The 25738-nt window shown below is 66.5% G+C and carries 28 protein-coding genes and 1 pseudogene; 16 read left to right on the top strand and 13 right to left on the bottom strand.

Annotated elements, in window-relative coordinates:
* Positions 1-34: 34 nt before the first annotated feature.
* Positions 35-733: a GAF and ANTAR domain-containing protein gene (locus MTY59_RS06725; protein ID WP_221044985.1), complete on the bottom strand. Its 699-nt coding sequence runs from the start codon at positions 731-733 to the stop codon at positions 35-37.
* Between the two features lie 156 nt (positions 734-889).
* Between MTY59_RS06725 and MTY59_RS06720 the strand changes: the two genes are divergently transcribed.
* Entirely contained in the window at positions 890-1789 is a 900-nt protein-coding gene (locus MTY59_RS06720; protein ID WP_221044984.1) for a manganese catalase family protein, read from the top strand.
* Between the two features lie 55 nt (positions 1790-1844).
* Here MTY59_RS06720 and MTY59_RS06715 read toward each other — a convergent pair whose 3' ends face one another.
* Together MTY59_RS06715 and MTY59_RS06710 are read right to left on the bottom strand one after the other, a co-directional pair.
* Positions 1845-2423 (bottom strand): hemerythrin domain-containing protein, encoded by a 579-nt coding sequence (locus MTY59_RS06715; RefSeq protein WP_221044983.1) that lies wholly within the window; start codon positions 2421-2423, stop codon positions 1845-1847.
* A gap of 82 nt (positions 2424-2505) precedes the next feature.
* Positions 2506-3600, bottom strand: a complete 1095-nt coding sequence (locus MTY59_RS06710) for a F420-dependent hydroxymycolic acid dehydrogenase (protein ID WP_221044982.1) — start codon at positions 3598-3600, stop codon at positions 2506-2508.
* A 51-nt stretch (positions 3601-3651) separates the two neighbouring features.
* On the opposite strand from MTY59_RS06710, the gene MTY59_RS06705 reads away from it, so the two are divergent.
* Together MTY59_RS06705 and MTY59_RS06700 are read left to right on the top strand one after the other, a co-directional pair.
* Positions 3652-4257 (top strand): GNAT family N-acetyltransferase, encoded by a 606-nt coding sequence (locus MTY59_RS06705; RefSeq protein WP_221044981.1) that lies wholly within the window; start codon positions 3652-3654, stop codon positions 4255-4257.
* A gap of 64 nt (positions 4258-4321) precedes the next feature.
* Entirely contained in the window at positions 4322-4675 is a 354-nt protein-coding gene (locus tag MTY59_RS06700) for a hypothetical protein (protein ID WP_221044980.1), read from the top strand.
* Between the two features lie 34 nt (positions 4676-4709).
* On the opposite strand, the gene MTY59_RS06695 is transcribed toward MTY59_RS06700, so the two are convergent.
* Entirely contained in the window at positions 4710-5384 is a 675-nt protein-coding gene (locus MTY59_RS06695) for a TetR family transcriptional regulator (protein WP_221044979.1), read from the bottom strand.
* 70 nt (positions 5385-5454) lie between these two features.
* Here MTY59_RS06695 and MTY59_RS06690 point away from each other — a divergent pair, with 70 nt between their 5' ends.
* The 4 genes from MTY59_RS06690 to MTY59_RS06675 are packed head-to-tail and all read left to right on the top strand — an operon-like array spanning position 5455 to position 9333.
* Positions 5455-6558: a ferredoxin reductase gene (locus tag MTY59_RS06690; RefSeq protein ID WP_221044978.1), complete on the top strand. Its 1104-nt coding sequence runs from the start codon at positions 5455-5457 to the stop codon at positions 6556-6558.
* A gap of 43 nt (positions 6559-6601) precedes the next feature.
* Positions 6602-7717: a fatty acid desaturase family protein gene (locus tag MTY59_RS06685; protein WP_221044977.1), complete on the top strand. Its 1116-nt coding sequence runs from the start codon at positions 6602-6604 to the stop codon at positions 7715-7717.
* Between the two features lie 42 nt (positions 7718-7759).
* Complete coding sequence (locus MTY59_RS06680) at positions 7760-8284, top strand: SRPBCC family protein (RefSeq protein ID WP_221044976.1); 525 nt, start codon at positions 7760-7762, stop codon at positions 8282-8284.
* Positions 8284-9333: an LLM class flavin-dependent oxidoreductase gene (locus MTY59_RS06675; protein ID WP_221044975.1), complete on the top strand. Its 1050-nt coding sequence runs from the start codon at positions 8284-8286 to the stop codon at positions 9331-9333. Before MTY59_RS06680 ends, MTY59_RS06675 begins: the two co-directional genes overlap by 1 nt.
* Here MTY59_RS06675 and MTY59_RS06670 read toward each other — a convergent pair.
* Positions 9330-10433 (bottom strand): DUF1214 domain-containing protein, encoded by a 1104-nt coding sequence (locus MTY59_RS06670; RefSeq protein WP_221044974.1) that lies wholly within the window; start codon positions 10431-10433, stop codon positions 9330-9332. The genes MTY59_RS06675 and MTY59_RS06670 overlap by 4 nt on opposite strands.
* The gene (locus MTY59_RS06665) at positions 10430-11005 is read right to left on the bottom strand and encodes a TetR/AcrR family transcriptional regulator (RefSeq protein WP_221044973.1); all 576 of its coding nucleotides are present in this window, start codon (positions 11003-11005) and stop codon (positions 10430-10432) included. The genes MTY59_RS06670 and MTY59_RS06665 overlap by 4 nt, the downstream gene beginning before the upstream one ends.
* Positions 11006-11033: 28 nt before the next feature.
* Here MTY59_RS06665 and MTY59_RS06660 point away from each other — a divergent pair, with 28 nt between their 5' ends.
* A complete protein-coding gene (locus MTY59_RS06660; RefSeq protein ID WP_221044972.1) occupies positions 11034-12263 on the top strand; it encodes a sulfotransferase family protein in 1230 nt (409 codons plus the stop codon).
* Between the two features lie 29 nt (positions 12264-12292).
* Positions 12293-13180 carry an alpha/beta fold hydrolase gene (locus MTY59_RS06655; protein ID WP_221044971.1) on the top strand — a complete coding sequence of 296 codons (888 nt, stop codon included), beginning with the start codon at positions 12293-12295 and terminating at the stop codon, positions 13178-13180.
* Between the two features lie 27 nt (positions 13181-13207).
* Here MTY59_RS06655 and MTY59_RS06650 read toward each other — a convergent pair whose 3' ends face one another.
* On the bottom strand, positions 13208-13420 hold the full coding sequence (locus tag MTY59_RS06650) for a TOBE domain-containing protein (protein ID WP_221044970.1): 213 nt from the start codon (positions 13418-13420) through the stop codon (positions 13208-13210).
* A 105-nt stretch (positions 13421-13525) separates the two neighbouring features.
* Entirely contained in the window at positions 13526-14143 is a 618-nt protein-coding gene (locus MTY59_RS06645) for a TetR/AcrR family transcriptional regulator (RefSeq protein WP_221046291.1), read from the bottom strand.
* A 142-nt stretch (positions 14144-14285) separates the two neighbouring features.
* On the opposite strand from MTY59_RS06645, the gene MTY59_RS06640 reads away from it, so the two are divergent.
* Positions 14286-15605 carry a cytochrome P450 gene (locus MTY59_RS06640; RefSeq protein ID WP_221044969.1) on the top strand — a complete coding sequence of 440 codons (1320 nt, stop codon included), beginning with the start codon at positions 14286-14288 and terminating at the stop codon, positions 15603-15605.
* On the opposite strand, the gene MTY59_RS06635 is transcribed toward MTY59_RS06640, so the two are convergent.
* The 3 genes from MTY59_RS06635 to msrA all read right to left on the bottom strand — a co-directional run bounded on the left by MTY59_RS06635 (position 15562) and on the right by msrA (position 19216).
* The gene (locus MTY59_RS06635; protein WP_221044968.1) at positions 15562-16815 is read right to left on the bottom strand and encodes a PucR family transcriptional regulator; all 1254 of its coding nucleotides are present in this window, start codon (positions 16813-16815) and stop codon (positions 15562-15564) included. The two genes, MTY59_RS06640 and MTY59_RS06635, sit on opposite strands and share 44 nt — an antisense overlap.
* 88 nt (positions 16816-16903) lie before the next feature.
* Entirely contained in the window at positions 16904-18517 is a 1614-nt protein-coding gene (mdlC, locus tag MTY59_RS06630; RefSeq protein ID WP_221044967.1) for a benzoylformate decarboxylase, read from the bottom strand.
* A gap of 183 nt (positions 18518-18700) precedes the next feature.
* On the bottom strand, positions 18701-19216 hold the full coding sequence (msrA, locus tag MTY59_RS06625) for a peptide-methionine (S)-S-oxide reductase MsrA (protein WP_221044966.1): 516 nt from the start codon (positions 19214-19216) through the stop codon (positions 18701-18703).
* A 128-nt stretch (positions 19217-19344) separates the two neighbouring features.
* Here msrA and MTY59_RS06620 point away from each other — a divergent pair, with 128 nt between their 5' ends.
* The 4 genes and pseudogenes from MTY59_RS06620 to MTY59_RS06605 all read left to right on the top strand — a co-directional run bounded on the left by MTY59_RS06620 (position 19345) and on the right by MTY59_RS06605 (position 22204).
* Complete coding sequence (locus MTY59_RS06620) at positions 19345-19851, top strand: nuclear transport factor 2 family protein (protein WP_221044965.1); 507 nt, start codon at positions 19345-19347, stop codon at positions 19849-19851.
* Positions 19848-20867: pseudogene (locus tag MTY59_RS06615) on the top strand (NAD-dependent epimerase/dehydratase family protein). The gene MTY59_RS06620 and the pseudogene MTY59_RS06615 overlap by 4 nt, the downstream one beginning before the upstream one ends.
* Positions 20868-20980: 113 nt before the next feature.
* Positions 20981-21775, top strand: coding sequence for a class I SAM-dependent methyltransferase (locus tag MTY59_RS06610; RefSeq protein WP_221046290.1), 795 nt, complete (start codon positions 20981-20983; stop codon positions 21773-21775).
* A 48-nt stretch (positions 21776-21823) separates the two neighbouring features.
* Positions 21824-22204, top strand: a complete 381-nt coding sequence (locus tag MTY59_RS06605; protein WP_221044964.1) for a DUF427 domain-containing protein — start codon at positions 21824-21826, stop codon at positions 22202-22204.
* On the opposite strand, the gene MTY59_RS06600 is transcribed toward MTY59_RS06605, so the two are convergent.
* The gene (locus MTY59_RS06600) at positions 22198-22599 is read right to left on the bottom strand and encodes a nuclear transport factor 2 family protein (RefSeq protein ID WP_221044963.1); all 402 of its coding nucleotides are present in this window, start codon (positions 22597-22599) and stop codon (positions 22198-22200) included. The two genes, MTY59_RS06605 and MTY59_RS06600, sit on opposite strands and share 7 nt — an antisense overlap.
* A 60-nt stretch (positions 22600-22659) precedes the next feature.
* Here MTY59_RS06600 and MTY59_RS06595 point away from each other — a divergent pair, with 60 nt between their 5' ends.
* Together MTY59_RS06595 and MTY59_RS06590 are read left to right on the top strand one after the other, a co-directional pair.
* On the top strand, positions 22660-23571 hold the full coding sequence (locus MTY59_RS06595) for a DNA-3-methyladenine glycosylase family protein (protein ID WP_221044962.1): 912 nt from the start codon (positions 22660-22662) through the stop codon (positions 23569-23571).
* A gap of 89 nt (positions 23572-23660) precedes the next feature.
* Positions 23661-24209 carry a Dps family protein gene (locus MTY59_RS06590; RefSeq protein ID WP_221044961.1) on the top strand — a complete coding sequence of 183 codons (549 nt, stop codon included), beginning with the start codon at positions 23661-23663 and terminating at the stop codon, positions 24207-24209.
* On the opposite strand, the gene MTY59_RS06585 is transcribed toward MTY59_RS06590, so the two are convergent.
* Positions 24206-25645: a chloride channel protein gene (locus MTY59_RS06585; protein ID WP_221046289.1), complete on the bottom strand. Its 1440-nt coding sequence runs from the start codon at positions 25643-25645 to the stop codon at positions 24206-24208. The two genes, MTY59_RS06590 and MTY59_RS06585, sit on opposite strands and share 4 nt — an antisense overlap.
* Positions 25646-25738 lie beyond the last annotated feature (93 nt).

The following is a 25738-nucleotide window of genomic DNA, read 5'->3' as shown; positions in this document are numbered from 1 at the left end:
AAGCCATTTCATCCTAGAGCGGCGCGATCAAGAATCAGTCGGGGCGGCGGGTGTCTATCACGCCCTGGGCGACGTCGACGAGCTTGGTCTGGCTTTCCTGGGACAGCCGTCGCAGCAGCTCGAAGGCGCGCACGTCGTCGACGCCGTAGCGCTCCATGATGATGCCCTTGGCCTGGCCGATTCGGTCTCGGGTGGACAGGGCCGATTGCATTTGCCGTCCATGGCTTCCGGCCATGATCGCCGAGGCGGCGTGCGCGGCGAACACGGATCCGATCGTCTCGGCTTCGGTGTCCCACACGCCGGGCCGAAAACTGAACAGGTTCAGGGCGCCGGCGGTGCGCTCCGCCGTATACAGCTTGAAGGAGAGGCTGCTCAGCACACCGTGTTCCACGGCCGCCGGTGCGTAATTGGGCCAGCGGGGCTCCTCGCGGAGGTCGTCGGTGCGCACAATCGTTTCCTTGAGAGCGGCGTCATGGCAGGGGCCCTCGCCGAAGTCGTGCTGCAGCTTGTCGAGCTTGGCGACCAGGCTGTCGGTGTCCGCGACCGAATCGAACTCTCCACCCCCTTTGAGCAGCAAGACTCCCGCGATGTCCGCCGCCGGAATCAGCTTGATTGCGGTGGTGGTCACGTCGGTGAGAACTTGGTCGAGCGAGCGTGGTGTGGCGATCTCGCGGGCAAGCTCCGCCATGCGCGTGGCCAGCTCGTGCTGAGAGGCCGGGTCTAAAGACTCCATGGGACCGGATTCTCCACGATGTGCCCACGGGCGTCACCCCCGCGTCTTCCAGGAGCGCTTAGCGGCGAGCGTCCAGAAAGTTGATGTCTTCGCAGTTTGCCGTAATAGGCCCCGGGTATCCGCCGTCGACAGCCCGATCTATCCCAGGAGGCCCCAGTGTTTTTGCACAACAAAGATCTTCAATTCGAAGTTCGCGTCGAGCGACCCGATCCCCGCTTCGCGTCACTGCTGATGGAGCAGTTCGGTGGCGCCAACGGCGAACTGACCGCCGCGCTGCAGTACTTCACGCAGGCTTTCGTGCTGCGCCAAAAGAATCCGAAGATGTACGACCTGTTCATGGACATCGCCACCGAGGAGCTGAGCCACCTCGAGATGGTCGGGTCGATGATCACCCTGTTGCTGGACGGGCTCAACGACAACCTCAAGATCGCCCACGAGAAATGCGACTGGATGCCGGCCGTGGCGGCCGATGGCGGCGGTCGCGACGGCCTCATCCATTCGGTGGCGGTCAACCCGCTGTTCCTGGTGCTCAGCGGCGGTGGGCCGGACGTCAAGGACTCCGGCGGAAACAACTGGACCGGCGCCTACATCGACGCCAACGGCGACCCGACCGTGGACCTGCGCAACAACGTCGCAGCGGAATCGCGCGCCAAGGTCGTTTACGAATACCTCAAGCAGTACACCGACGACCCCGGCGTGCAGGACACCCTGACGTTCCTGATGACGCGCGAGGTGGCGCACTATCAGCAATTCAGCGCCGCGCTCAACGAGCTGCCGGTGAACTTCCCGCCCGGGCAGTTGCCGGGTGACCCGCGCTTCCAGAACGTCGCGTTCAACATGTCCAACGGTGGCGGCGAGTCCGTTCGCGGCCCGTGGAACCAGGGCCAGGGACCGTGGCCCGAGGGCATGGAATGGGAGTACGTCGAAAAGCCCGAAGAACAATGGTTGGGCGGCACCACGCGCAAGAACACCGGCACGGCGGAGAACCCGCAGGGCTCGCCGGCCGTCAACGCCGAGAAGCCGTTCACCCACGAACAGCACGTTCCCACAGGGTAATTGGAGCCGGAAAGGCCGGGCGCCGACATAGTCGGTGCCCGGCCTCCAACCGGTGTCAGTGCATCTGGGGATCCGGCGGGTTGTCCTCGCCGCGGCCGGTCACCGCGTCGCGTACATGGTCGACCACCGCCGCACCCATTCCCACCGTTTTCAGCACCGCGGGGTTCGGCGGGGTGTTGGGATGCGGCCGGGTCGGGGCGATCTTCTTCCCGGCTTCCAACTTTGCGCCGATCTCTTCCAAATCCGCGCGGCTGAGCACCGTTTCGACCTGTGGCCACACCTCGTTCTGTTCGTAGGCGATGTGTTCGCGGGCGGCCTTGACGAATTCCTGCAACGCTTCGTGGTAATCGGGTTCACCCGGCTTGCCGTCCTCGAGGCGCTGCAGCAGCTTCTTGCCGGCCTGTTCCTGCTCGAGCGCATTTTCGACGAGTCCGTCACCGATCGCATCCCGCACCGCGGGCCAGAAGAACTGCTCCTCGATAGCTTCGTGCTGCGACTCGGCGATGATGAGGTTGTTCACCATGGTCTCCAGGCCGCTCGCCTGTGCACCGGAGCCCGACGGCGCACCGTCAAGCGTCTCCAACAAGCCGAGCACACTTTTGTGGTCTTGACGAAGAAAAGTGATTGCGTCCATGTTGCCTTCCAGTTGGGCTGTTAGAAGTTGCGTGCGGATACCCGGAGCGGCGGCACCGAAACGGTAGGCGGCCGAGGTCAGTTCAGCGCAATTTCGGAAAGACGTTGTCGCGGTAGAACTCGATGGCCACGACGGGATCGTCTTGGGGGAAGTGCAGGAACGGGACGGCGCCGGCGTTCAGCACCCGCTGCACGGCGTCGATGTGCGGAGCCGGGTCAGTGCCGACTGTCCAGCCGGCCAGCACCTTGTCGACGGGGTTGGCCTCGGCCGCGCGCTGGATCTCGACGGGATTGGGCTGATCGGCCGCCCCGGCAGTAAAACGCCACAGCGTGGCGGCCCGGGCGGCCGCGGCGTTGTCTCCGACGACCGCGAACAGTTCGGCGCGCTTGCCCAGCGTGCCCGCGTCACGGCCGGCGGCTTGTGCGCCGGCAGCGAAGGCCGCCAACAGTTTTGGGTTCGTGACATCGTGGGCCTGGGTGATCCAGCCATCGCCGCGCTGTCCGGCGAGCTGCACGCTTTTCGGGCCTGCGGCGGCCACGAAGATCGGTGGCGGGGTGGCCGGAACGTCGTATAGCTTCAGCGAGTTCGTCTGGAAATAGCGCCCGGAGTATGAGATTCGAGCGCCACTCCACAGTTGGCGGATCAGATCGATCGCTTCGGCCAGCCGGTCGTGGCGCTCAGCGTAGTTGCCGTAGGTGTTGGTGGTGGCCTGTTCGTTGAGGCGCTCACCGGTGCCCACCCCCAGAAACACCCTGCCGGGGTTGAGGATCGCCAGGGAGGCGAACGCCTGGGCGACGGTGGCGGGGTGGTACCGGTAGGTCGGACATGTCACCCCGGTGCCGAACGAAACATGGCTGGTTGCGCTGCCCACCAGCGCCAGCGTCAGCCAGGGAAACATCGCGTGGCCTTCGTTGTCCTGCCACGGCTGGATGTGATCGCTGGCCCACACGTATTGAAAGCCCGCTCGCTCGGCCGCCTGCGCCTGTGCGACCAGCCGATCGGTGCGGAACTGCTCGTGGGAGAGCACGAACCCCACGCCCTTACCCGCCGGCGGCGGACCGCTGGACTTGCCATGGTCGCCGGCCGGTTTCGCGCATCCGTCGGCCACCCCGACGGACCCGAGCATGCCCACACCGGCTGCCACCCGTCCGAACGCTCGCCGCGAGATGCCGGTCACCGGATCGGCGTACCCATCCCATCGGGCCTCACACGCACTAGCGTGTTGCGGATGACCCCGCAGGTCCGCCCGGCAGTCAGAGCCGACGTCCGCGCGCTGTCGCGCACGCTGGCGCGCGCGTTCTACGACGATCCGGTGATGATCTGGTTGATTCCCGATCAGAACAAGCGGACCGCGCAGCTGGCCCGCCTGTTCGCGACGATGACGCGCCACCACCACCTGTCCCGCGGCGGCGTGGAGGTGGCCTGCGCGGACGCGGGTATCGGCGCTGCGGCGCTGTGGGATCCGCCCGATCAGTGGCAGGAGACGTCTCGCGCGCAGCTGGCGATGACCCCGACCTTCATCCGGGTGTTCGGCCTGCGCTCGATGCGTGGACGCGCGATCCAGGACTTGATGAAGAGCGTGCATCCTGCCGAACCGCACTGGTACCTGGCCGTGATCGGCAGCGATCCGGACGTCCGTGGCAAGGGATTCGGTCAGGCGCTGATGAGATCGCGGCTCGACCGCTGCGACGCCGAGTACTGCCCGGCCTATCTCGAGTCGAGCAAGCCCGAAAACGTGCCCTACTACGAGCGATTCGGCTTCACGGTCACCCGGGAGATCGCACTGCCGGACGGTGGTCCGACCCTGTGGGCCATGTGGCGCCCGCCGCGTTAGCGGATAGCCGCAATGGCGCTCTGCCCGCGTTTAACCCCCGGATGGCGCGGGCAACCGGTTTGGCATGAGCGATAACCCCCAGGCGGACGAGCTGGTTGATCCGGCGGACTTCCCCGAAGAGGGCGGCCCGGGTGACACCTTGAACCCGAGCGAAGGTACCGACTCGGACGAGCTGCGCAACGATGACGGTGACATCGTCGTCGACCCCCCTGAAGGGTGGAGCGAGGCCGACCGGTTCGGTATGACGGCCAGGGAGGAACGCGAGGGTGAATCCCTCGATGCCAGGTTGGCGGCCGAGGAGCCGGACGTTCCCGATGCCATCGAGCCGGTCGACGACAAACCGCGGCGCGCCCATCGGGGCCAGATCGACGGCACCCCCGAAGACGGCGACTCGCTGTACGAGGTCGTCGACGAGTAAGTCAGTGCTCGGCTGTTTACTGCAGGCGACGCACTCAGGGCGTGCTGCGCCAGCCGGCGATACCGGTGGCGATCATCCTCAGCTGCTTGACCGCAAGCCTGCGGATGTCTTCGGTCGCCTCGGTGCTCTGCGAATCCTCGATGGCCTCGGCGATCACGATCATGGCGTTGACGAACAGGGTCGCGAGCACGTTGAGATCTTCGGTGGTCCATTTGTTCAGCCCGGGGAATCGCGCCAGGTCGGTGGCCAGTTCGGAGGTGATCAGCCGGATCTCGGTGCGAATGGCGTACCGCAGCACCGACAAGCCGCTGTTGCGCTCACGGCCGATGAGCCGCCAGTGCTCGCGCCGGTCGGCGACGCTGGCGACCAGGATCTCCACGGACGACTCGATCACCCGGTTCGGGTCGAGCTTGCCGGCGCGGGCATCACGCAGGGTGTCGCGCAGGCTTCGGAACGACTCGTCGATCAAGACCAGGCCGAGGGCCTCCATCGACTCGAAATGCCGGTAGAACGCCGCTGGAACGATTCCGACCTCGCGGGTCACCTCGCGCAGGCTCAGGCTGGAGAAACTACGGTCCTGCAACAGCTTGAGCGCCGCCGCGATGATGGCCCGACGGGTCGCCTCCTTACGCTCCTCACGCGACTGGCTTTCGCGCGAGCGTTCGCGACCAGAGCCGCGCCCGCGTGAGCTAGGAGTACGGCCGTTCACTGTGTGAACCCTACCACAGCCAGGCAGTTAACCCTTGACTGCATGGGCATTGCGGTCGCACGGTATACACATGTTCACTCAAACCGCTCAAGTTTCTGGCCGAGTCCTCGCGCGGACCCTTCGGCAGCGCGTGTTGGGTTCAGAGCTCTTAGACCTGTTGACCGGTCCACACGGCGTCGACCGCTACACCGAGCTGGTGGCGCCGACTTGGACGCTGGGCGAAGCTCGCGCCAAAGTGACCGACGTGCGCCGGACCACCCCGCGCAGTGTCACCCTGACCCTGATCCCCAACGACACCTTCCTGTCCGCCCACAGCCTGAAGGCCGGCCAGTACGTCAACCTCACCGTCGAGATCGACGGCCGCCGGCACACCCGCTGCTATTCACCCGCCAACGCCGAAGGGACGGCCAGCCTCGAGTTGACCATCGGCCGGCACGAGGGCGGCCTGGTCTCGAACTATCTGTACGAATACGCCCACCGCGGCATGGTCGTCGGTCTGACGGGCACCGGTGGCGACTTCACGTTGCCGGCGCGGGGACCGCAAAGCCCCCAGCGCATCCTCTTCATTTCGGGGGGCAGCGGTATCACCCCCGTGTTGTCGATGGCGCGCACCCTGGTCGCCCAGGGCCATCCGGGCGAGATCGCATTCATCCACTACGCCCGCACCCCCGCCGAGGCGTGCTACCGCAACGAGCTGGCCGCGATGGCCCCGGTGCGGGTGCTGCACGGATATACCCGATCCGACGACGGCGACCTCGTCGGGCGGTTCGGTCCGGAACACCTGGCCGCCGCGATGCCGTCACCCGATGCGGTATTCGTGTGTGGGCCAACGCCTCTGGTGGAAGCAGTCCGGTCGCACTGCGACAACGTGTACACCGAGAGCTTCGTGCCGCCGACCTTCGATGCGCCGGCGAATCCGTCTGGTGGACGAGTCACGTTCGCCGACAGCGGAGTTGACATCGTCGATGATGGGCGGTCGCTGCTGGAGCAGGCCGAGTCTGCGGGCCTGACGCCCGAAAACGGATGCCGGATGGGCATCTGCCACACCTGCACGCGGCGCAAAACCGCCGGCACCGTGCGCAACCTGGTCACCGGCGCGGTCTCGACCGCTCCCGATGAGGACGTGCAGATCTGCGTGTCCGTTCCGGTCGGTGACGTGGACCTGTCGCTGTAGCGCTAAATCGGCACAGCTCAGAAAAAGACTTGGAGGACAAGCAATGTCGAACAACACGATCACTCTGACACCCGAACAGGCCGACGCATTCGGCCGTGAACTCGACGCCATCAAGGAGCGAGTGATGGCAGAACTCGGCGAGAAGGACGCCGACTACATCCGCGGCGTCATCAAGACGCAGCGTGCGTTGGAAGTCGGTGGCCGGGCGCTGTTGTTCGCCGGGTTCCTGCCGCCGGCATGGTTGGCCGGCACCACGATGCTGGGCCTGTCGAAAATCCTGGACAACATGGAGATCGGCCACAACATCATGCACGGGCAGTATGACTGGATGCGCGACCCGGCCATCTCCGGTCGCACCTTCGAGTGGGACACGGCGTGCCCGGCCGATCAATGGCGACACTCGCACAACTACATGCACCACACCCACACCAACATCGTCGGGATGGACCGCGACATCGGCTACGGAATTCTGCGGATGAGCGAGGACCAGCGGTGGCAGCCGTACTTCCTCGGCAACCCGATCTACGCCTTCCTGCTGATGGTGTTGTTCCAGTACGGGGTCGCGTTGCACGAGCTGGAAACCGAGCGCATCCGCTCCGGTGAGATCCGGCTCGAGGACAAGCGCGAAGTCCTTCGGGCCATCTGGAAAAAGACCCGTCGCCAGACCCTCAAGGACTACGTCGCCTTCCCGCTGCTGGCCGGGCCCGTCGCGCCGTTCGTCTTCACCGGCAACCTCACCGCCAACCTGATGCGCAACGTGTGGTCGTACATGATCATCTTCTGCGGCCACTTCCCGGACGGCACACAGGAATTCACCGTCGAGGAGACCAAGGACGAGTCGCGCGGCATGTGGTACTTCCGCCAGGTGCTCGGCTCGGCAAACCTTACCGGCGGCAAGCTCTTTCACCTGCTCTCCGGCAACCTGTCGCACCAGATCGAGCACCACCTGTTCCCGGACATGCCGGCCCGCCGGTACTCCGAGATCGCCGCCGAGGTGCAGGAGATCTGCGAACGCTACGGCATCCCGTACAACGGCGGACCGCTGCTGCGCCAGTTCGGCACCGTCGTGCGCAAGATCGTCCGGCTGGCCTTCCCCGACTCGTGGGTGCAGAAAGCCGGCGCCGAGAAGTCCCCCGAGCCCGAGCCGGTCGCCGCGTAAATCCACCCGGCGGGCATTGCCTCGCGCCGGGACAGGGGGACAATGAGGTCCGTGGAATGGACCGGCGCGCGCTACGCGGATACCCCGACAGTGGAAGCTTCGACGTGGATCGACGCCGACCCGGCCCGGGTCTGGAGCCTGGTCTCCGATATCGCGCTGATGCCCACGTTCAGCAGTGAGCTGAAGGCCGTGGAATGGGCGGAGGGATCGGATGGCCCGCGGGTCGGCGCTCGCTTCATCGGACACAATGAGCACGACGCGTTCGGGCAGTGGAGCAGCACCTCACACATCGTCGCCTGCGATCAGCCGCACGAATTCACCTGGGCCGTCGGCCAACCGGACGACCCCGCGGCCATGTGGCGATTCCGGCTGACGCCGCGCGACGGCGGCACCGTCCTGAGTTACTGGATGCAGATGGGACCCGGACGCTCGGGCCTGTCGGTGGCCCTCGAGGCGATGCCCGACAAGGAGCAGAAGATTGTGTTCGTGCGGCTGCGCGAATTCGAGGGCGCGATCGCAAAGACCCTGGCGGCGATCAAACGGCTGGCCGAACACGGAGTGCATTGATGCGGACCGCCACGACGGTCGAGCTCTCCGGTGCCGGGGGCGAGGCCGTTGAGGTCGTGGCGTTGGCCGTCGAGGCGGAGAAGCTGGGTCTCGACGTCTGCTGGGTGGCTGAGGCGTGGGGCGCGGATGCGCCGTCGGCGCTCGGCTATCTGGCGGCCCGCACCGAGCGGATGCTGCTGGGTTCCGGCGTCCTGCAGGTCGGCACCCGCTCGCCGGTGATGGTCGCCCAGACCGCGATCACGCTGTCCAACCTGTCGAACGGGCGATTCCTGCTCGGGTTGGGTGCCTCGGGCCCGCAGGTGATCGAGGGCCTGCACGGCGTCCCGTTCAGCCGGCCGCTGGCGCGCATCTCGGAGACGATCGACGTCGTGCGGCAGGCATTCGCGGGCGGAAAAATCTCTTATGCCGGCCAGGAATTCGAGATTCCCCGGCCCGGCGGCGACGCGGTGCCCATGCGGTTGTCGAACCGCCCCGAGCACCCCATTCCGGTGTACCTGGCCGCCCTGTCACCGGCGATGCTGCGGTTGACCGGGCGGGTCGCCGACGGCTGGCTGGGCACCAGCTTCGTCCCCGAGGGCGCCGGCGATGCCTACTTCTCCCACCTCGACGACGGGCTGGCCGCCGCGAACCGTTCCCGAGCCGACCTCGACATCTGCCAGGGTGCCGAAGTCGCCTTCGCCGCAGACGAACACGAGCTGCGGGGCATGATCGCGGGCCGCAAGAAGGAGCTGGCCTTCAGCCTCGGCGGCATGGGATCGTCGAGCACGAATTTCTACAACCGGGCCTACAGCCGGCAGGGCTGGGCCGACGTTGCCGCCGCGGTGCGCGAGCGCTGGCAGCGCGGCGACCGGGACGGGGCGGCCGGCCTGGTGACCGACGAGATGGTGCTGGCCACCACCCTCATCGGGACCGAGGAGATGGTTTCCGCGCGCCTGGCGGTGTGGCGCGACGCCGGGGTGAACACCGTGCGGCTGTACCCCGCGGGCGAGACCCTGGACGCCAAGCTGGAGACGCTGGGCCGGGCGATCGAACTGGTCCGCCTGACCTAGCTCACGTCGGTGGGGGCGTCGGCCGCCTTGACGAGTCGCACCTCGGGCCGCTGCGGCACGCCGTCGGCAAGGAACCAACGAAAGGCCAGGTTTCCGCGCGGATAGCCTAGCGTGGTAAGCGAATTGGGGTGCGCCGTCTTGCCGGCGGACAAGACGACCGTGACGGAGCCGTCGCTGTTGAGGACGGCGCTGTGGCCGTTGAGGGAGCATCGGGCGTCCTCCGGGCCGACCGTCGCCATGAACTGGTTCCACACCACCAGGTTCCAGAACCTGCATGACGGCGGCCGGTGCGTGATCACCAGTGCCTCGTCCTCGTCGAGCACGAAACTGCCGTACGAGTAACAGGCGTCGCGCGCCGACCAGCCGAAGTTGGCGTCCGGCACCTGATAGGGATCGGCGAAAGTGTTGGCGGCATGGGCGGTTTCGTGGCCCAGCGCATGCTGCTCGTCCACCCGGTTCCCAACCGCCAGCGGCACGATGGCGAACATGGTCCGCAACCAGGTGGCGGCGGCGCGCAGGCTCGCCGCGGTCTCGGCGTCACCGTGCCGGATCGGGTCGGGCTCGTCGAGCGCCTCGATGCGCCAGGTCGCCGGGCGCCCGGTCAGCGGGTCGGCCTGATAGTCGCGGGTCATCAGTACGGCCGCGTCGGGCGTGGCGGGAAATTCGAAGACGAAGTTGCCGTCGGCGTCGACATCGAGGTCGGTGTCGCGGACGATTGCGACGACCCGATCCGACCAGGCGCCCGGTGTGGGCTCGTTGTAGGCCGTCACCGAGAAGTACACGCTGTCACCCTTGTTCCCGCTGATCCGGTACCGGCGCGCGGGATCGACCGGGCAGATGTAGTAGTAGGCGTCCGTGTTGTCCCCGCCCCAGCGGCGGTCGCGGCGAAAGGGCGTGTTGACCGCGACGAACTGCGGCCGGCCCGGCTCGGGAAACAGGTAGGTGTCCAGGGCCACGCCCAGGGTGGCGGCCAGCATGCGGTAGCCGTCGGCGACGTGTCGGTCGTCGGTGACTGCACGGTCCCCCTGGAGGAATGAGTGACCCTGTTCGCCAAGGGTTTTCAGCAGGTCCTGCCACGCCTCGGTCGATTGGTGCGTCATGCGCTGATTCCTTTCAGGAGCAACGTGGTGGTGCGATCGACCCACGCATCGTCGAGTTCGGTGGCGCGGGTGAGCAGGGCTACCAGCGTGATGCCGGCGATGGTCTCGGCCAGTTCGGCGGCCGTAACGTCCGGCCGTACGTCATCGCGCGCCGCGGCCGCCGCCAGCCAGTCGGCGAGGCCGCCGCCGATGACGCCGGCGAAGCGCTCCAAGAGCGCCGAATGCAGCGTCGGATCCGCGGCCATCTCGCCGATCAGCCCCGGCAGGGCCGACCTGGCGGCCGGCGTGGTGAGGAAAGCCATTGTGCGGCGGACCATCTCGCGCAGGCCGTCGGTCGTCGATCCGGTATCGGGGATGGCGGTGCCGGCGCCGATCGGGAAGACCGCCTCGTGCACCAGGTGCGCCTTGCTGGGCCAGCGGCGATAAATCGCGGGCTTGCTGGTACCGGCGCGCTCGGCGATGGCGGAGACCAGTAAGCCGGGGTAACCGGTTTCAGCCAGCAGTTCGACCGTCGCGCTCAGCACCGCGGTGTCGATCCGGGGGTCACGGGGTCTGCCAAAATCTACTACCATTACGGAACTCAGAGTAACATAAGTCGCCGTGACCGTTCGACTCGACGACCTCGCCCGGCCCCGGTTCAGTGCCGAGGGCCAGCAGATTCTGGACATGATGGCCACAATGGCTCCGGAGTGCCCGCTGGATGCCGACGCGCTGCACGCCAACGCCAGCGCCGACACCGGTTTGCACGATTTCGGACCCGACGACTACCGCGAGCGCCTCGAGGTCTACCTCGCCGCGCTACGCGAGATCGACGGATTGCACGACGCCGGAGTGGTCAATTTCTACGGGCAGCTGCTGCAGGTCCTCAAGAACCGGCTGCTGTTGACCGATCTGCTGACTCGCCATCCCGAGATCAACGGGATCGAACTGCGCTCGCCGGTGGTCATTGCCGGGCTGCCCCGCACCGGCACCACGCACCTACACAACCTGCTGGCAGCGCCGCCGACCTTTCGCACCGTGCCGTACTGGGAAAGCAACGAGCCGTTCCCCATCCCGAACGAAGCTGGGGTGCAACCGGATCCGCGGCGGACCCGGATGGATGTCGCGGTCGGTGTGATCAACATGGTGATGCCGCATTTCCCGCTGATGCACGAGATGACCACCGACCACGTCCACGAAGAGATCCAGCTGCTGGCCAACGACGTGTCCACGATGCTGCTGGAGACGCTCGCCGACGTGCCGCGCTGGCGTGAGTACTACCAGGCTCACGATCAGACGCCGCACTATCAATACCTGGCCACTCAACTCCGGGCGATGCAGTTCCTGCGCGGCGGACGGCGCTGGCTGCTCAAATCGCCTCAGCATCTCGAGCAGGTGCCCGTCCTGAATCGGGTGTTCCCCGACAGCATCGTCGTGTTCACCCACCGCGACCCGGTCCCGGTGGCGCTGTCGATGATCGCGATGATCACCTACTCCGCCCGCATGCACCGCTCGCCGGTGCCGGTGCAGCAGATCGCCAGCTCTTGGATCGACCGCCTCGACCAAATGCTCACCGCGCTGATCCGCGACCGCGACACCATCGGTCCGGACCGCTCGATCGACATCCGGTTCGACGACTTCATGGCGGACGAACTCGGCGTTGCCGAGCGGGTATACGCCCTGGCCGGCGAACCGTTCACCGAGGAGGCGCGTGCGGCCGTCGGCGACTACCTCGCCGGCCACCGGCGCGGGCGACTGGGCAATGTCGAGGCGTCCTACGAGATGTTCGGGCTGGATGAGGGCGACTTGCGCGAGCGCTTCGCGCCGTACGTCGAGCGGTTTCTGGCCTAAGCCTCTCCGAGCCGCTACGTTCTCAATTCATGGTCACTATGCCCGCGCTGGACGGTGTGCAACACAGGTACGTCGATCTGGGAAGCGGCGTGACGATCCATGTCGCGGACGCCGGGCCGGCGAGCGGGCCCGCGGTGATGTTGGTGCACGGCTTCCCGCAGAACTGGTGGGAATGGCGCGAGTTGATCGGGCCGCTGGCCGCCGACGGCTACCGGGTGTTGTGTCCGGACCTACGCGGCTCGGGCTGGAGCTCGGCGCCACGCACCAGCTACACCAAGGACGAGATGGCCGACGATCTGGCCGGGGTGCTGGATCGCTTGGGTGTCGCAACGGTCAAGCTGGTGGCCCACGACTGGGGCGGGCCGGTCGCGTTCATCATGATGCTGCGCCACCCGGAGCGGGTCACCGGGTTCTTCGGCGTGAATACCGTTGCACCGTGGGTGAAGCCGAGCCTGTCGACGCTGCTGAACATCTGGCGGTTCTGGTATCAGATCCCTATTTCGCTGCCGGTCATCGGGCCGCGGGTGATCAGCGATCCCAACTCCCGGTTCGTCCGAATGCTCGGGTCATGGGTCGGCGGTGGTTATACCCTGCCCGAGGACGACACCCGCATGTATCTCGAGTGCATGCAACAGCCCGGCCACGCGGAGGCGGGTTCGCGGTGGTACCGCAGCTTCCAAACCAAAGAGATGCGCAAATGGATGCGCGGCCAGTACAACGATGCTCGCGTCGACGTCCCGGTCCGCTGGCTGACCGGAACCAAAGATCCGGTGATCACCGCGGACCTCACCGACGGATATGCCGATCACATCGACGATTTCGAGGTGGAGCTGGTCGACGGCGTCGGCCATTGGATCGTCGACCAGCGTCCCGATCTGGTCCTGGACCGGGTTCGCGCTTTTCTCGCCGAAAAATAAAGCGAACGAAGCCTTTTGGCCCCGACCCTATTCGACGCCGATGGTGACTTCGGTCGATTTGATGAACACGGTCGCCGGCTGGCCGACCTTGAGTCCGAGGTCGGCCGCGGCATCCTTGGTGACTGACGACGTGACGACCTGATCGCCGCCGTCGAGCGTCACCTTCACCACGGCCATCACGGTGCCGAGTTCGACCTCGGTGATGGTCCCCCTGAGCTGGTTTCGTGTCGAGAGCCGCATAGCAGGATCCTCCAAGTCGGAAAGAATGGGTCTGCGGTGAGCCTAGCCTGACCAGGTCAGGGCCGGAATGGCTTGTGACACTTTCACTTACGCGGATGTGCGGGCCTAATAGCGCGGACCGAGCAGAGCTACGGATGCATCCACGGCCGGTTCCACGATTTCTCGGACCGGTTTATCGTCTTCGACCGCAAGTGCGGTCAGCTCCCGCAGGCCGCCCAACAGGATCACGGCCAACGGTGCGGTCAACGGGGGCAGCTTGGCGCGCCGGAACCCGGGACTGGCGCTGAGGTCGATCAGCAGGCTGGTCAGCAACTGCAGCCCCCGGCGCTGGACCGGGCGAGCGGCCGCACCCAGCGAGGGCAGTTCGCGTATCCAGCTCAATGTGATGGCCGGGCGGGCCTCGATGTATCCGACATAGGCCTCGACCGCCTGGCGGATCTGGACGTGCCAATCGGCCTCGGGATCGACCGAGGCGGTGATCTGGGCGCCCAGTTTCTCGATGTCGACGGCCAGCAGTTCGAGAAAACACTCTTCCTTGCCGGCGAAGTGGTCGTAGAAGGTGCGCTTGGACGTGCGCGCACAGCGGACGACGTCGGCGACCGTGCTGGCGCGGTAGCCCCGCTCGGTGATCGAGGCGGCGAGACCGTCGAGCAGGCGTTGCCGAAACGGATCCGGCTCGGCGGGTGCCTCGCCCGCGACCGCGTCGGCGGCCGTCGTTGTCACCGCTGGTGTCACGCGGGCGCCCCTTTCGGTGTGTGCGGCACCTTGTCAGGCTTGGTACTTCAGAGTACCGTACTCAGAAGATGTTGCGGTACATCGTCGTACCACCCCGGTGCCGGGGCAGATGTTGGGAGAAATGGTCGTCATGAGCCAACAAGTCGCCGCCCCGCCGACCGCGGTCCACTTGCCTCCGGCCGCCCGAATTCCCAAGGTGCTTCAGGGCCTTGGCTTCGCGATGTCGCGGCGCTGGATGATTCAACGGCTGACGCGCCGCCACGGCAACATCTTCACGCTCAACCTGCCGATGTACGGGCGCGTCATCGCCGTGGGTGACCCGCAGTTGGCCAAGCAGATCTTCACGACCAGCCCCGAGGAGCTCGGCAACATCCAGCCCAATCTGGGCAGGCTGTTCGGCACCGGGTCGGTGTTCGCGCTCGAGGGCGATGCGCATCGCCAACGGCGCCGGCTGTTGGCACCGCCGTTCCACGGCAAGAGCATGAAGAAGTACGAAAGCATCATCGAAGAAGAGACGCTGCGCGAGATCGCCGACTGGCCAGAAGGCAGCGCGTTTGCCACGCTGCCGCCGATGATGCGGATCACGCTGAACGCCATCCTGCGTGCGGTTTTCGGCGCGGAGGGCGCCGAGCTCGACGAGCTGCGCCGGCTCATACCACCGTGGGTCACCCTGGGATCGCGATTGGCCTCGATCCCGATGCCCAAACGCGACTACGGCCGGTACAGCCCTTGGGGCCGGCTGGCCGAATGGCGGCGCCGGTACGACCGGGTCATCGACAAGTTGATCGACGACGAGCGGGCCGATTCGCACTTCGACGAGCGGACCGACGTCCTGGCGATGCTGTTGCGCACCACCTACGAAGACGGTTCGGCCATGTCGCGCAAGGACATCGGCGATGAGCTGCTCACCCTGCTGGCCGCCGGACACGAAACCACCGCCTCCACGCTGGGGTGGGCCTTCGAGCGGATAAGCCGGCACCCTGAGCTGCTCAAGGCGCTCGTCGAGGAGGCCGACAACGGCGGCAGCGAGCTGCGTCAGGCCACGATCTTGGAGGTCCAGCGGGCCAGGACCGTAATCGACCTCGCCGGCCGCCACGTCTACCCCGAGGCCTTCCGCCTCGGCGAGTGGGTGATCCCGCGGGGCGATTCCATCATCATCGGAATCGGGCAGATTCACAGTAACCCCGACGTGTTCCCCGACCCCGACCGTTTCGACCCGCAACGCTTCATCGGGACCAAACCGTCGGCGTTGTCGTGGATCCCGTTCGGTGGTGGGACCCGCCGATGCGTCGGGGCGGCGTTCGCCAACATGGAGATGGACGTCGTGCTCCGGACGGTGTTGCGCCGCTTGGCGATCGAAACGACGGACGCGCCCGGCGAGCGGTGGCATGGCCGCGGGGTCGCGTTCACCCCGAAGGGCGGCGGCCGGATCGTGGTGCGCCGGCGCTGAACTCGGCGCCAGGGTTCCGGTTTGCGACGCGGCGGATGGTTTCTAGCGCGACACACAGTTCCGCCGCGGCGCGTGGTTCGGTGACCGGACGCCCCGTCCGCTGCTCGATCTTGCGCAGCCGTTGGCGCACCGTGTTGGCGTGAACGTACAGGGCCTGTGCCGCGCGCTCGGCCGAACCCCCATGGTCGAACCACGCCTCGAGCGTGTCGAGCAGCGCCTCTCGTTCGTGCTCAGGCAACTCGTCCAGAGCACCGAGGACGTTGGCCGCAACGCGGTCCATCACCTCGGGGGCGGCCACCGCCGTGATGGCCATGACGTCGCGATCGAAGACGGTGATCGGCCCGCGATCGGGGCGCGACGCCGTCATCGCGATCCTCGCGTAGCGCAACGCGCCTGCGGTCTGCCCGAGATCCATTATCGGAGGGCTGATCCCGATCCGGGTGGCCGTATGCTTGCTCAGCTCCTCGATCACGAGGTCGATCGACTTGTTCGGGCCGAGTTGCAGGATGCCGATCTCGATGTCGGGCTGTAATCGCCAGGCGGATGAAACCCCTCGCGCAGCCAGCCGGTTCTCGATGCCCGGCAACACCGATCGGCCGATGCTGGACAATTCCGCGCAGACCACCGTGTAGGGCCCCCGCACCGAAATGCGCAGTGTGTCGGCGGTATTCCAGAGGTCCACGGTATCTGCCAGCCGGCCGTCGATCAGCGCCTGCACCATGGCCGAGCGCTCCTGCTGGCGGTCCACGAGCCGGCGGGCCATCTCTTCCTGGTACCCGCTGACCATCGCGGTGGTGAATTCCTCGAGCGCAAGCCACATCGCCGACGAGGCGCGCACCAGCCCGCCGTCGGTCACGGCCCCGGCGCGGCCCGCTTCCACCCGCAGTTCGTCCCAGAGAAAGCGAGCGCAGAGCCGGTAGGAATCCATCACCGCCGGCAGTGGAACCCCGGCAGCGGCCCGGCTGCGCCCGGTCGCGGCGGCCGCCGCGGTGTCGTAATCGCGCTGCGGAGCACCGAAAACGCCCAGAATGAAATCCAGATGAGTCCGGATCGCGCCGCGCAGTTGGTCGTCCGTCACCAACGCCACGGTGCGGTGGAAGCCCACGTCGCGCCGCAACAGCGCCACCATGGTATCGGCCAGCTCGTCGGCGCGCGACAGCAGGGCCGCGCCGAGTTCGGCCAATTGCGGGTCCGCCGCAGAGGCTGCCATGACGGAAGCCTAGTCCGTGCGGCGCACCCCCACCGGGCGCTCACATCGGCTATCGCGCCGCATGCGAGATCACAGGTACAGGAGCCGCTCAGCCCAGGTGTGCGACTTGGGGTTTCGTCGGCACCACGATGACGGTGGGCCCATCGGCGGAAAGCGCGGCGTTGAACTCCTTGACCAGCTGCTCGGTATCGCCCACCGTGACGGCGTGGCAGCCGAAGCCCGTGGCCAACGATTCGATTTCCAGGCCGGGCAGATCCAGGCCCGGCACTCCCGGTGTCTTCTCAAGCAACGCAAATGATTTCAAGACGGCATATTCACCGTTGCGCATCACGACGAACACGATCGGTAGCTTGTGCTGAGCCGCCGTCCAGATCGCCTGGATCGAATACTGGAATGACCCGTCACCGATAGTCGCTACAACCGCACGTTTGCGCCCCGCGGCGCGATCGCCCAGCGCGACGCCGACCGCGCCCGGCACTCCCCACCCGATGCCTCCGCTGCCCGTGGCGAAGAAGGAGGTCGACCGGACGGTGGGCAGCCAGTGCGCCTGCTCGGCCATTGTCGACGTCGACTCGTTGACCAGTGCCGCCTCGGGCGGCTTCACCGTGTTCAACGCGGAGTACACCTGAGCCGGTGTCAGCGGGGTGCTGGCCGGCTCCACCGTTCCCGGCGTCCGGTCGAGTGGCCTGGGTGTTGTTCGGCCGGAACCGGTTTCGATCAACGGGGTCAGCTCCTGCAGGGCGAGCAGTGTGTCGCTCAACAAGCTGTCGCCGACAGGTGCCGCGGCCGTCAGCCCCGGATCGGCGGTGATGTGCAACAGGTCAGTGCCCTCGGGCAGATAGTCCCCGGCCACGTACGGGTAGTAGCGGAACACCTGCGCGCCTATCACCACCACGAGGTCATGCCCGCGCAGCACCTCTGTCACCTCGGCGATGGTCATCGGCAACATGCCCTGATAAAGCGGGTGATCCTCGGGGAACGACAATCGGTCCGGCAACGGGCCGGCATGCACGGGCGCGTTGACCTTCTCGGCGAATGCAACGGCGGCATCCCAGGCGCCGGCCCGATCGACCTCGGGTCCGAAGACCAGCAGCGGCCGCTGCGCCCGGTTGATGCGCTCAGCGAAGGCCCGCAGGCGCTCCGCGTCGGGCGCACACCGCTGACTCGCCGTGCGAATCACGGCCGGGCCCAGGGCCGGCTTCTCCCAATCGTCCAGGGGGATGGATAGATACACCGGACCCGCGGGCGGCTGCACCGCGACGGTGTAGGCCCGCATGAATGCCGCCGGCACGTCCTCGGCGCGGACGGGCTGATACGCCCACTTCACCCATGGCAGCGGCAGTTGAGTCTCGCTGGTATTCGTCAGATATGGCTCACAGAGCACCATTTCGCGCGTTTGCTGCCCGGCCGTGACGATCAGTGGGGTGTTGCTCTTGTACGCCGCGATCAGGCTGCCCATGGCGTTGCCGGTGCCCGCCGCGGTGTGCAGGTTCACCAGCGCCGGCTTGCCGCTGGACTGGGCGAACCCGTCCGCCATGGCCAGCACCGACGCCTCCTGCAGTCCCAGCACGTAGCTGAAGTCGGCGGGGAAGTTCTTGAGGAATGTCTGCTCGGTCGATCCCGGATTGCCGAACACCGTCGTCAATCCCAAGGTGCGCAGCAGATCGTAGGTGACATCCCAGACGGTGGGTGGAGACGACATGAGCCCGAGTTCCCTTCGCGAGCGGACTTTTCATGCATATGAAAAGCGCACCCACGCCGGCGCGCACTGCATCCGATGGGTTAGATCTTGCGCCTGCAGGATCGCAATGTCGATGTTGTGAGCGACATCGGTGTGCGCCGTTAACGGTGGCGCCGCACAGTGCCGGGGGCGAGCCCGGCGCCGCTACTGGCCCGCGGTCGCCCGGCGCGGCAGCTTCCAGCCCGGGCGGATGAAGTGGCAGGTATAGCCGTTGGGAAAGTGCTGCAGGTAGTCCTGGTGTTCGGGCTCGGCTTCCCAGAAGTCGCCGGCCGGGCTGACCTCGGTCACCACCTTGCCGGGCCACAGCCCGGACGCCTCCACGTCGGCGATGGTGTCCAGCGCGATCCGCTTCTGCTCGTCGTCGACATAGAAGATGGCCGACCGGTAACTGGGTCCCCGGTCGTTGCCCTGCCGGTCTTTCGTTGTCGGATCGTGGATCTGGAAGAAGAACTCCAGCATCGTGCGGTAGTCGGTGACCGCTGGGTCATAGACGATCTCGATCGCCTCGGCGTGGGTGCCGTGGTTGCGGTAGGTCGCGTTGGGGACGTCGCCGCCGGTGTAACCGACCCGGGTCGAAACCACGCCCGGCTGCTTGCGGATCAGTTCCTGCATCCCCCAAAAGCAGCCGCCGGCGAGGATCGCCTTTTGCGTGTTGGTCATGTCGTTGCCTCGTTTCGCTCTGACCGAATGGTCGCAATCTCCCTCCGATTATCCTGACGTTCGTCATCGGATACACCTACGAGGCAAAGCTCTCGACAAACCACGGTAGAACGTGTTCTAGTTTTCGCGTGAACAGCCGGCAATTCTCGCGTAGCGAACTGGCCGCCGCCTTCGAGAAATTCGAAGCGACCGTCGATGCGGCGGCGCAATCCCAGGACTGGGACGCGTGGGTTCAGCACTACACACCCGACGTCGTATACATCGAGCACGCGGCCGGCACCATGCACGGCCGCGACGAGGTCCGCGAGTGGATCAGCAAGACGATGGGCAGCTTTCCCGGCAGCCATATGGTCGCGTTCCCGTCGCTGTGGTCGGTGATCGACGAGGCAGGCGGCCGCATCATCATGGAACTCGACAACCCGATGCGCGATCCCGGCGACGGCACCGTAATCAGCGCGACGAACATCTCGATCATCACCTACGCCGGCAACGGCCTGTGGCGTCAGCAGGAAGACATCTACAACCCGCTGCGCTTCGTGCAGGCAACGTTGAAGTGGTGCCGTAAGGCGCAGGAGCTCGGCACACTCGACGATGACGCCGCGCGTTTCATGGAGCAGTACGGCGGCGCCCAGTGAGCACCAAACCCAAACTGGTTATCGGCGCCAACGGTTTTCTGGGTTCGCATGTGACCCGCCAACTCGTCGCCGACGGCCACCAGGTGCGGGCCATGGTGCGCGAGGGCGCGAACACCCGCTCGATCGACGACCTCGAGCTCACCCGGTTTCACGGCGACGTGTTCGACACCGCCGTGCTGCAGGAGGCGATGGACGGCGTCGACGACGTCTAGTACTGCGTCGTGGACACCCGGGCCTGGCTGCGCGATACCAGGCCGCTGTTTCGCACCAACGTCGAAGGACTGCGCAACGTTCTCGACGTGGCCGTCGCGCGACCCGGCCTGCGCCGGTTCATCTTCACCAGCACCTACGCGACTGTGGGCCGGCGCCACGGGCACGTCGCGACCGAAGAGGACGTCGTCGGCACCCGGGGGTTGTCGGACTACGTCCAGTCCCGGGTCCAGGCCGAGAACCTGGTGATGCGCTACGTGGCCGAGGCCGGGCTGCCCGCGGTGGCGATGTGCGTGTCGACGACGTACGGCAGCGGCGACTGGGGCCGCACCCCGCACGGCGCGTTCATCGCCGGAACGGTCTTCGGCAAGCTGCCCTTCACGATGGAGGGCATCCAGCTCGAAGTCGTCGGTGTCGCCGACGCCGCCCGGGCGATGATCCTGGCCGCCGAACGCGGGCGCATCGGCGAGCGGTACCTGATCTCCGAGCGAATGATCCCGTTGAAGGAGGTAGTCCGGATCGCGGCCGACGAGGCCGGTGTGCCTGCGCCGCGGCGCTCGATCCCCGTCCCGGCGCTTTATGCGATGGGCGCGCTGGGCAACCTGCGGGCACGCCTCACCGGCAAGGACGCCGAACTCAGCCTGGCGTCGGTGCGCATGATGCGGGCCGAAGCGCCCGTCGACCACAGCAAGGCCGTCCGAGAATTGGGCTGGCAGCCGCGCCCGGTCGAGGAATCCATCCGGGAGGCGGCCCGGTTCTGGGCCGCGATCCGAGATGCCAAAGGCAGGAGCGCAACTCCGAGCTGAACACCACGCCGACCGCTGTTCAGGACGCGGCGCGGGCGCCTGGTGTAGGACTAGCCTCGGGCGGTGTGACCACAGCGCGAGTTCCCGTCGATCTCAGCGGGGCGCCGCAGACCATGCTGGCGACGTTCTACGCCAAGGCGCTGGACGCCGATTTCCCGAAACCGATCCTGGGCGATCGGTATGCGAAGGAGCTCGTCGAGCGCATCGACTACGACTGGAAGAAAACGACCATCACCCCGCGGCGGGCGCCGTCGGTGACCACCCGGTCGGCGCACTTCGACCAATGGACGCGCAAATTCCTTGCCGCGCATCCGCGTTCGGTCGTGCTGCACCTGGGCTGCGGGCTGGACAGCCGATTCTTCCGCTTGCAGCCGGGTCCGGACGTCCAGTGGTACGACGTCGACTACCCCGAGGTCGTGGCGCTGCGAACCCAGCTCTACCCGAGCCGCGATCACTACCACGTCGTCGCCGCCTCGGTCACCGACCCGGCATGGCTGGCGGAAATCCCGGCCGACCGTCCCACGCTGATGATCGGGGAGGGGCTGACCATGTATCTCACCGAGAGCGACGGCACCGCGCTGCTGCGCAGGGTGGTCGCCCGGTTCGGTTCGGGTGAGCTGCAGTTCGATGTGTTCAATTGGCTGGGCATCAAGTCGCAATGGCTGAACACCGTGGTGCGGCGGTCCGGATCGACGCTGCACTGGGCGATCAACGGGCCCGACGACATCATCGAAGCCGTGCCGGGGGTGCGGCTGCTGGCCTGGGAACGATGGTTCGAGTCGTACACCTTCGCGCAGTTGCCCCGCTCATCCCGAGCCTTGGGCAGAATCATGTCGCACGTTCGCGCGGCTGCGAACATGTCGCAATACCACCGCTACGCATTCGGAGCGCCGGACGGGAAGCCTTGACCACGGACGCGCGTTGCACAACGGTAAGGCGTCTAAGGAGGAACCACCATGGCCCACCCGGAAATCAAAGAACCCAGCGCCGGGCACCCGATCACCATCGAGCCGACCAAGGGGCGGGTGCAGGTACGCGTCAACGGCGAGCTCGTCGCCGACACCACGGCCGCGCTGGAATTACGCGAAGCCACTTTGCCTGCGGTGCAATACATTCCGATCGCCGACGTGGTGCAGGACCGGCTGACCCGGACGGACACCAGCACGTACTGCCCCTTCAAGGGCGACGCGAGCTACTACAGCGTGACCACCTCGGCCGGTGACACCGTCGACGATGTGATCTGGACGTACGAGCAGCCGTATCCGGCGGTTGAAAAGATCGCCGGGCACGTCGCGTTCTACCCCAACAAGGCCGACATCAGCATTTCGGCTCAGTAGGGCATCCACCCGGGAAGCGCGGCCGCCACCGCGCGGGTATCGCTGTACACGCGCATCGAGACGATCAGCCCGTCGTGGGTGTCGAAAATGCACACGAACGGGCTGTCGTACTCGACACCGTCGGACGTGGTGCCAGTGGCCTGTGCCTCCACCACCACGGTCTCGCCCTCGTTGACGCAGCGCACCAAATCGATGGTCAGCTCGAGGTCTTGTTTGCGTCGCTCGACCGATCGCCGGAGCACGTGCTTGTCGCAGGGCGTGCGCGTGTAGAGCGTCCAGTACGTGAAGTCGTCACTGAGCAGGGCGAAACCCTCGTCCAGGTCGCCGCCGTCGCTGGTGCTCTGCAGGAACATCCAGGCCAGTTCGCCCTGCGGGTCATCGAACGGCGTCATCACAACGCAATACTGACTGGGGACGCAGTTCACGGTCAATGAGAGCAGTCGGAGAGTCATCAGGTGCAGACCGCGCGCACGGTCGTGTTTCCCGGAGCGGTCAGCTTCGGGCACACGTTGGCGCCCCTTCGCCGCGGCCTCGGGGATCCGTGCTTCCGGGCCCCCGGTGACGGCTCGATCTGGCGCACCAGCCTGCTGCCCAGCGGGTCCGTCACCGCCCGGATCACCCGCGTCGGACCTAATGCCGCGCACGCTGCGGCCTGGGGCAGCGGCGCGCAGGAGTTCCTCGAAACGGTGCCCGCCATGCTGGGTTTCGAGGACGACGACTCGGACTTCGTGCCGCGGCATCCGACGGTTGCCGCCGCCTACCAACGGGTCCCGCACCTGCGCCTGGGCCGCACCGGGCTGGTGCTGGAGGCCCTGATCCCCGCGATCATCGAGCAGCGGGTGCCCGGCGCCGATGCGTTTCGCTCGTGGCGGGTGCTGGTGTCGAAGTACGGGACGCCGGCACCGGGCCCCGCGCCGGACGGGATGCGCGTCATGCCGCCGGCGCAGGTGTGGCGGAACATCCCGTCGTGGGAATTTCATCGCGCCAACGTCGACCCGCGACGGGCGCAGACCGTGGTGACCTGTGCGCGGCGGGCCCCGTCGTTGGAGCGGCTGGTGTCGCGGCCGACGGTGCAGGCGCGTCAGGCGCTGATGTCGCTGCCGGGCGTGGGGGAGTGGACCGCCGCCGAGACCGCACAACGCGCCTTCGGCGACGCGGACGCCCTATCGGTGGGCGACTACCACATTCCCAAAATGATCGGCTGGACGTTGCTGGGCCGGCCCGTCGATGACGCGGGCATGCTCGAACTGCTCGAGCCGATGCGGCCGCACCGCCAGCGTGTGGTCCGGCTGCTCGAAGCCAGCGGACTGGCATACGAGCCCCGCCGCGGCCCGCGGCTGCCGGTGCAGCAAATCCACTCGCTTTGATCCGTCGCGTTTTTCAGCCTGGCCATCGGGTAACCAACGAGGCAAGTAACCGTGCGTGAATTTCATGGAAGGAAGCTAGGAAAGAAGCGATGACTCAGTTCACAATTCCGGGATTGACCGACAAGCAGGCAGCGCGGCTCACCGAACTGCTGCAAAAGCAACTGAGCACCTACAACGATCTTCATCTGACGCTGAAGCACATTCACTGGAACGTGGTTGGCCCCAACTTCATTGGCGTGCACGAGATGATCGACCCGCAGGTGGACGCTGTCCGCGGGTTTGCCGACGATGTTGCGGAACGCATTGCGGCCCTAGGTGCTTCGCCGCAAGGCACGCCCGGCGCCATTATCAAGGACCGCTCGTGGGACGACTATTCGGTCGGTCGCGACACGGTCCAGGCGCACCTGGCCGCTCTCGACCTCGTCTATACGGGTGTCGTCGAGGACATTCGCCACTACATCGCGGAGACCGACGAACTCGACCAGGTGACCCAGGACCTGCTGATTGGCCAGGCGGGACAGTTGGAGAAGTTTCAATGGTTCGTCCGGGCGCACCTGGAAAGTGCCGGCGGCGAGCTGGCGCACACAGGTAAGACCACCGAGAAGGACGCCGCCAGCAGCGCTCGTGGCAAATCCTAGCTGTCAGTAGGTAATTCAGTCTCAGTGGCCGCCGAGGCTTGGCTTTTGCGCTCAGCCTCGGCGGTTTCACGGTTCAGCCGCTGTGCCTCATAAATAGTGACGTTGGTCCGTGACATCAGCAACGCCGCTATTCCGACGGCCAGGATCGCTCCGGGCACGATCGAGAATGAGCCGGTCATTTCGGCGACCATGATCATGATGGCCAGCGGCGCGCGGGCAACGCTGCCGAAGCAGGCCATCATTCCCACCACCACGAAGATCCCAGGCTCGTGCGGCACTCCCGGCAAGCCGGACAGCTCACCCAGCCGCCAGAGGGCAGCCCCCACGAAGGCGCCGATCACGATGCCGGGACCGAACAGACCGCCGGAGCCGCCGGTGCCGATCGATAGCGACGTCGCGACGATCTTGGCCATCGGCATCAGGAGAACGATCCACAACGGAATAGCCATCAGCGAACTGCGATCGGCCGCGAGCTGTGCCCACCCGTAGCCGCTGCTCAGGATCTGGGGAATCACCAGACCCAGCAGGCCGACTAGCAGTCCGCCCAGCGCCGGCTTGAGCACCGGCCCGCCCGGCAGCCGTCGGGTGAGCCGCACCGAGGCGTGAAACGTCCTGGCGTAGAGATAGCCGATTGCCGCCGCCGCTAGGCCGATGGCGACGAACCACAGCAGCGGCCAAGACTTTTCGAAGCGATATTCGGCGTCGATATAGCCGAAAAGCGGATCAAACCCGAGGAACGCCCCGAACACCGCATAAGCCGTCCCGGACGTGATGAAACCGGGCAACAGGCAGCGGTAATCGAAGTCGTCCCGGTATGTGATCGAGGCGGCCAGCACCGCGCCGCCCAGCGGAGCGGCGAAAATAGCGCCGATGCCGGCACCGATACCCAACGCCACCGCGATTCGGCCGTCCTCATCGGAGAGGTTCAGCCGGCGGGTGAGCAAGGAGCAGAAACCGGCCGAGATCTGAGCGGTCGGCCCCTCGCGCCCAGCTGAACCCCCTGAGCCTATGGTCAGTGCGCTGGCCACCATCTTCACCACCACCGCCCGGAAGCGGATGGCCCGGGGATCACTGTGCACTGCTTCGATGGCTTGGTCCGTCCCGTGACCGGTGGCCTCCGGCGCCAGCTTGGTCACGATCAGCGCGGACAGCAACGCACCCGCCGTCGTCACCAACGGGATCGCCCACGCGCGGTGGAAGCCAGTGGAGCCGCGACTCCCACCCTCTCCGACGGGCGTCGGAATGTGATAGTCGGCCAAGTATCCGAGTAGGTCGGCAGCGTACTTCAGCGCCACGTAGAAGGCGACGGCGCCGAAGCCGGCAACGAAACCAATCGTGATGCCGAGCAGCAACCATTTCTGCAGATAACCCGAATTACGAATAGAAGACCCGAATCGCCCGCCGGCCGCCGCGGCGGGCGCTTCCGCAGGCTGCATCTCGTCGTTCCGCCGGTCGCTCACGTGCTCATTCGCGGCCACCGCCGTGTCTCCCCCGCCACCACGTCATCCTAGGCAGGCCGGCCGACACAC

The organism is Mycobacterium senriense, assembly GCF_019668465.1.
Classification (GTDB): Bacteria; Actinomycetota; Actinomycetes; order Mycobacteriales; family Mycobacteriaceae; genus Mycobacterium; species Mycobacterium senriense.
Note: the sequence above shows the minus strand (reverse complement) of the source record. Positions and strands in the feature narration are given on the sequence as shown.

What these genes read in the sequence shown, in the direction of transcription:
- msrA (WP_221044966.1), bottom strand. Translation starts at nt 19,216, where the DNA reads ATGACCAACACGCAAAAGGCGATCCTCGCCGGCGGCTGCTTTTGGGGG.
- MTY59_RS06690 (WP_221044978.1), top strand. Translation starts at nt 5,455, where the DNA reads ATGTTCACTCAAACCGCTCAAGTTTCTGGCCGAGTCCTCGCGCGGACC.
- MTY59_RS06705 (WP_221044981.1), top strand. Translation starts at nt 3,652, where the DNA reads ATGACCCCGCAGGTCCGCCCGGCAGTCAGAGCCGACGTCCGCGCGCTG.
- MTY59_RS06635 (WP_221044968.1), bottom strand. Translation starts at nt 16,815, where the DNA reads ATGGCAGCCTCTGCGGCGGACCCGCAATTGGCCGAACTCGGCGCGGCC.
- MTY59_RS06670 (WP_221044974.1), bottom strand. Translation starts at nt 10,433, where the DNA reads ATGACGCACCAATCGACCGAGGCGTGGCAGGACCTGCTGAAAACCCTT.
- MTY59_RS06700 (WP_221044980.1), top strand. Translation starts at nt 4,322, where the DNA reads ATGAGCGATAACCCCCAGGCGGACGAGCTGGTTGATCCGGCGGACTTC.
- mdlC (WP_221044967.1), bottom strand. Translation starts at nt 18,517, where the DNA reads ATGTCGTCTCCACCCACCGTCTGGGATGTCACCTACGATCTGCTGCGC.
- MTY59_RS06655 (WP_221044971.1), top strand. Translation starts at nt 12,293, where the DNA reads ATGGTCACTATGCCCGCGCTGGACGGTGTGCAACACAGGTACGTCGAT.
- MTY59_RS06680 (WP_221044976.1), top strand. Translation starts at nt 7,760, where the DNA reads ATGAGGTCCGTGGAATGGACCGGCGCGCGCTACGCGGATACCCCGACA.
- MTY59_RS06610 (WP_221046290.1), top strand. Translation starts at nt 20,981, where the DNA reads ATGCTGGCGACGTTCTACGCCAAGGCGCTGGACGCCGATTTCCCGAAA.
- MTY59_RS06640 (WP_221044969.1), top strand. Translation starts at nt 14,286, where the DNA reads ATGAGCCAACAAGTCGCCGCCCCGCCGACCGCGGTCCACTTGCCTCCG.
- MTY59_RS06685 (WP_221044977.1), top strand. Translation starts at nt 6,602, where the DNA reads ATGTCGAACAACACGATCACTCTGACACCCGAACAGGCCGACGCATTC.
- MTY59_RS06715 (WP_221044983.1), bottom strand. Translation starts at nt 2,423, where the DNA reads ATGGACGCAATCACTTTTCTTCGTCAAGACCACAAAAGTGTGCTCGGC.
- MTY59_RS06590 (WP_221044961.1), top strand. Translation starts at nt 23,661, where the DNA reads ATGACTCAGTTCACAATTCCGGGATTGACCGACAAGCAGGCAGCGCGG.
- MTY59_RS06665 (WP_221044973.1), bottom strand. Translation starts at nt 11,005, where the DNA reads ATGGTAGTAGATTTTGGCAGACCCCGTGACCCCCGGATCGACACCGCG.
- MTY59_RS06585 (WP_221046289.1), bottom strand. Translation starts at nt 25,645, where the DNA reads ATGCAGCCTGCGGAAGCGCCCGCCGCGGCGGCCGGCGGGCGATTCGGG.
- MTY59_RS06675 (WP_221044975.1), top strand. Translation starts at nt 8,284, where the DNA reads ATGCGGACCGCCACGACGGTCGAGCTCTCCGGTGCCGGGGGCGAGGCC.
- MTY59_RS06650 (WP_221044970.1), bottom strand. Translation starts at nt 13,420, where the DNA reads ATGCGGCTCTCGACACGAAACCAGCTCAGGGGGACCATCACCGAGGTC.
- MTY59_RS06725 (WP_221044985.1), bottom strand. Translation starts at nt 733, where the DNA reads ATGGAGTCTTTAGACCCGGCCTCTCAGCACGAGCTGGCCACGCGCATG.
- MTY59_RS06605 (WP_221044964.1), top strand. Translation starts at nt 21,824, where the DNA reads ATGGCCCACCCGGAAATCAAAGAACCCAGCGCCGGGCACCCGATCACC.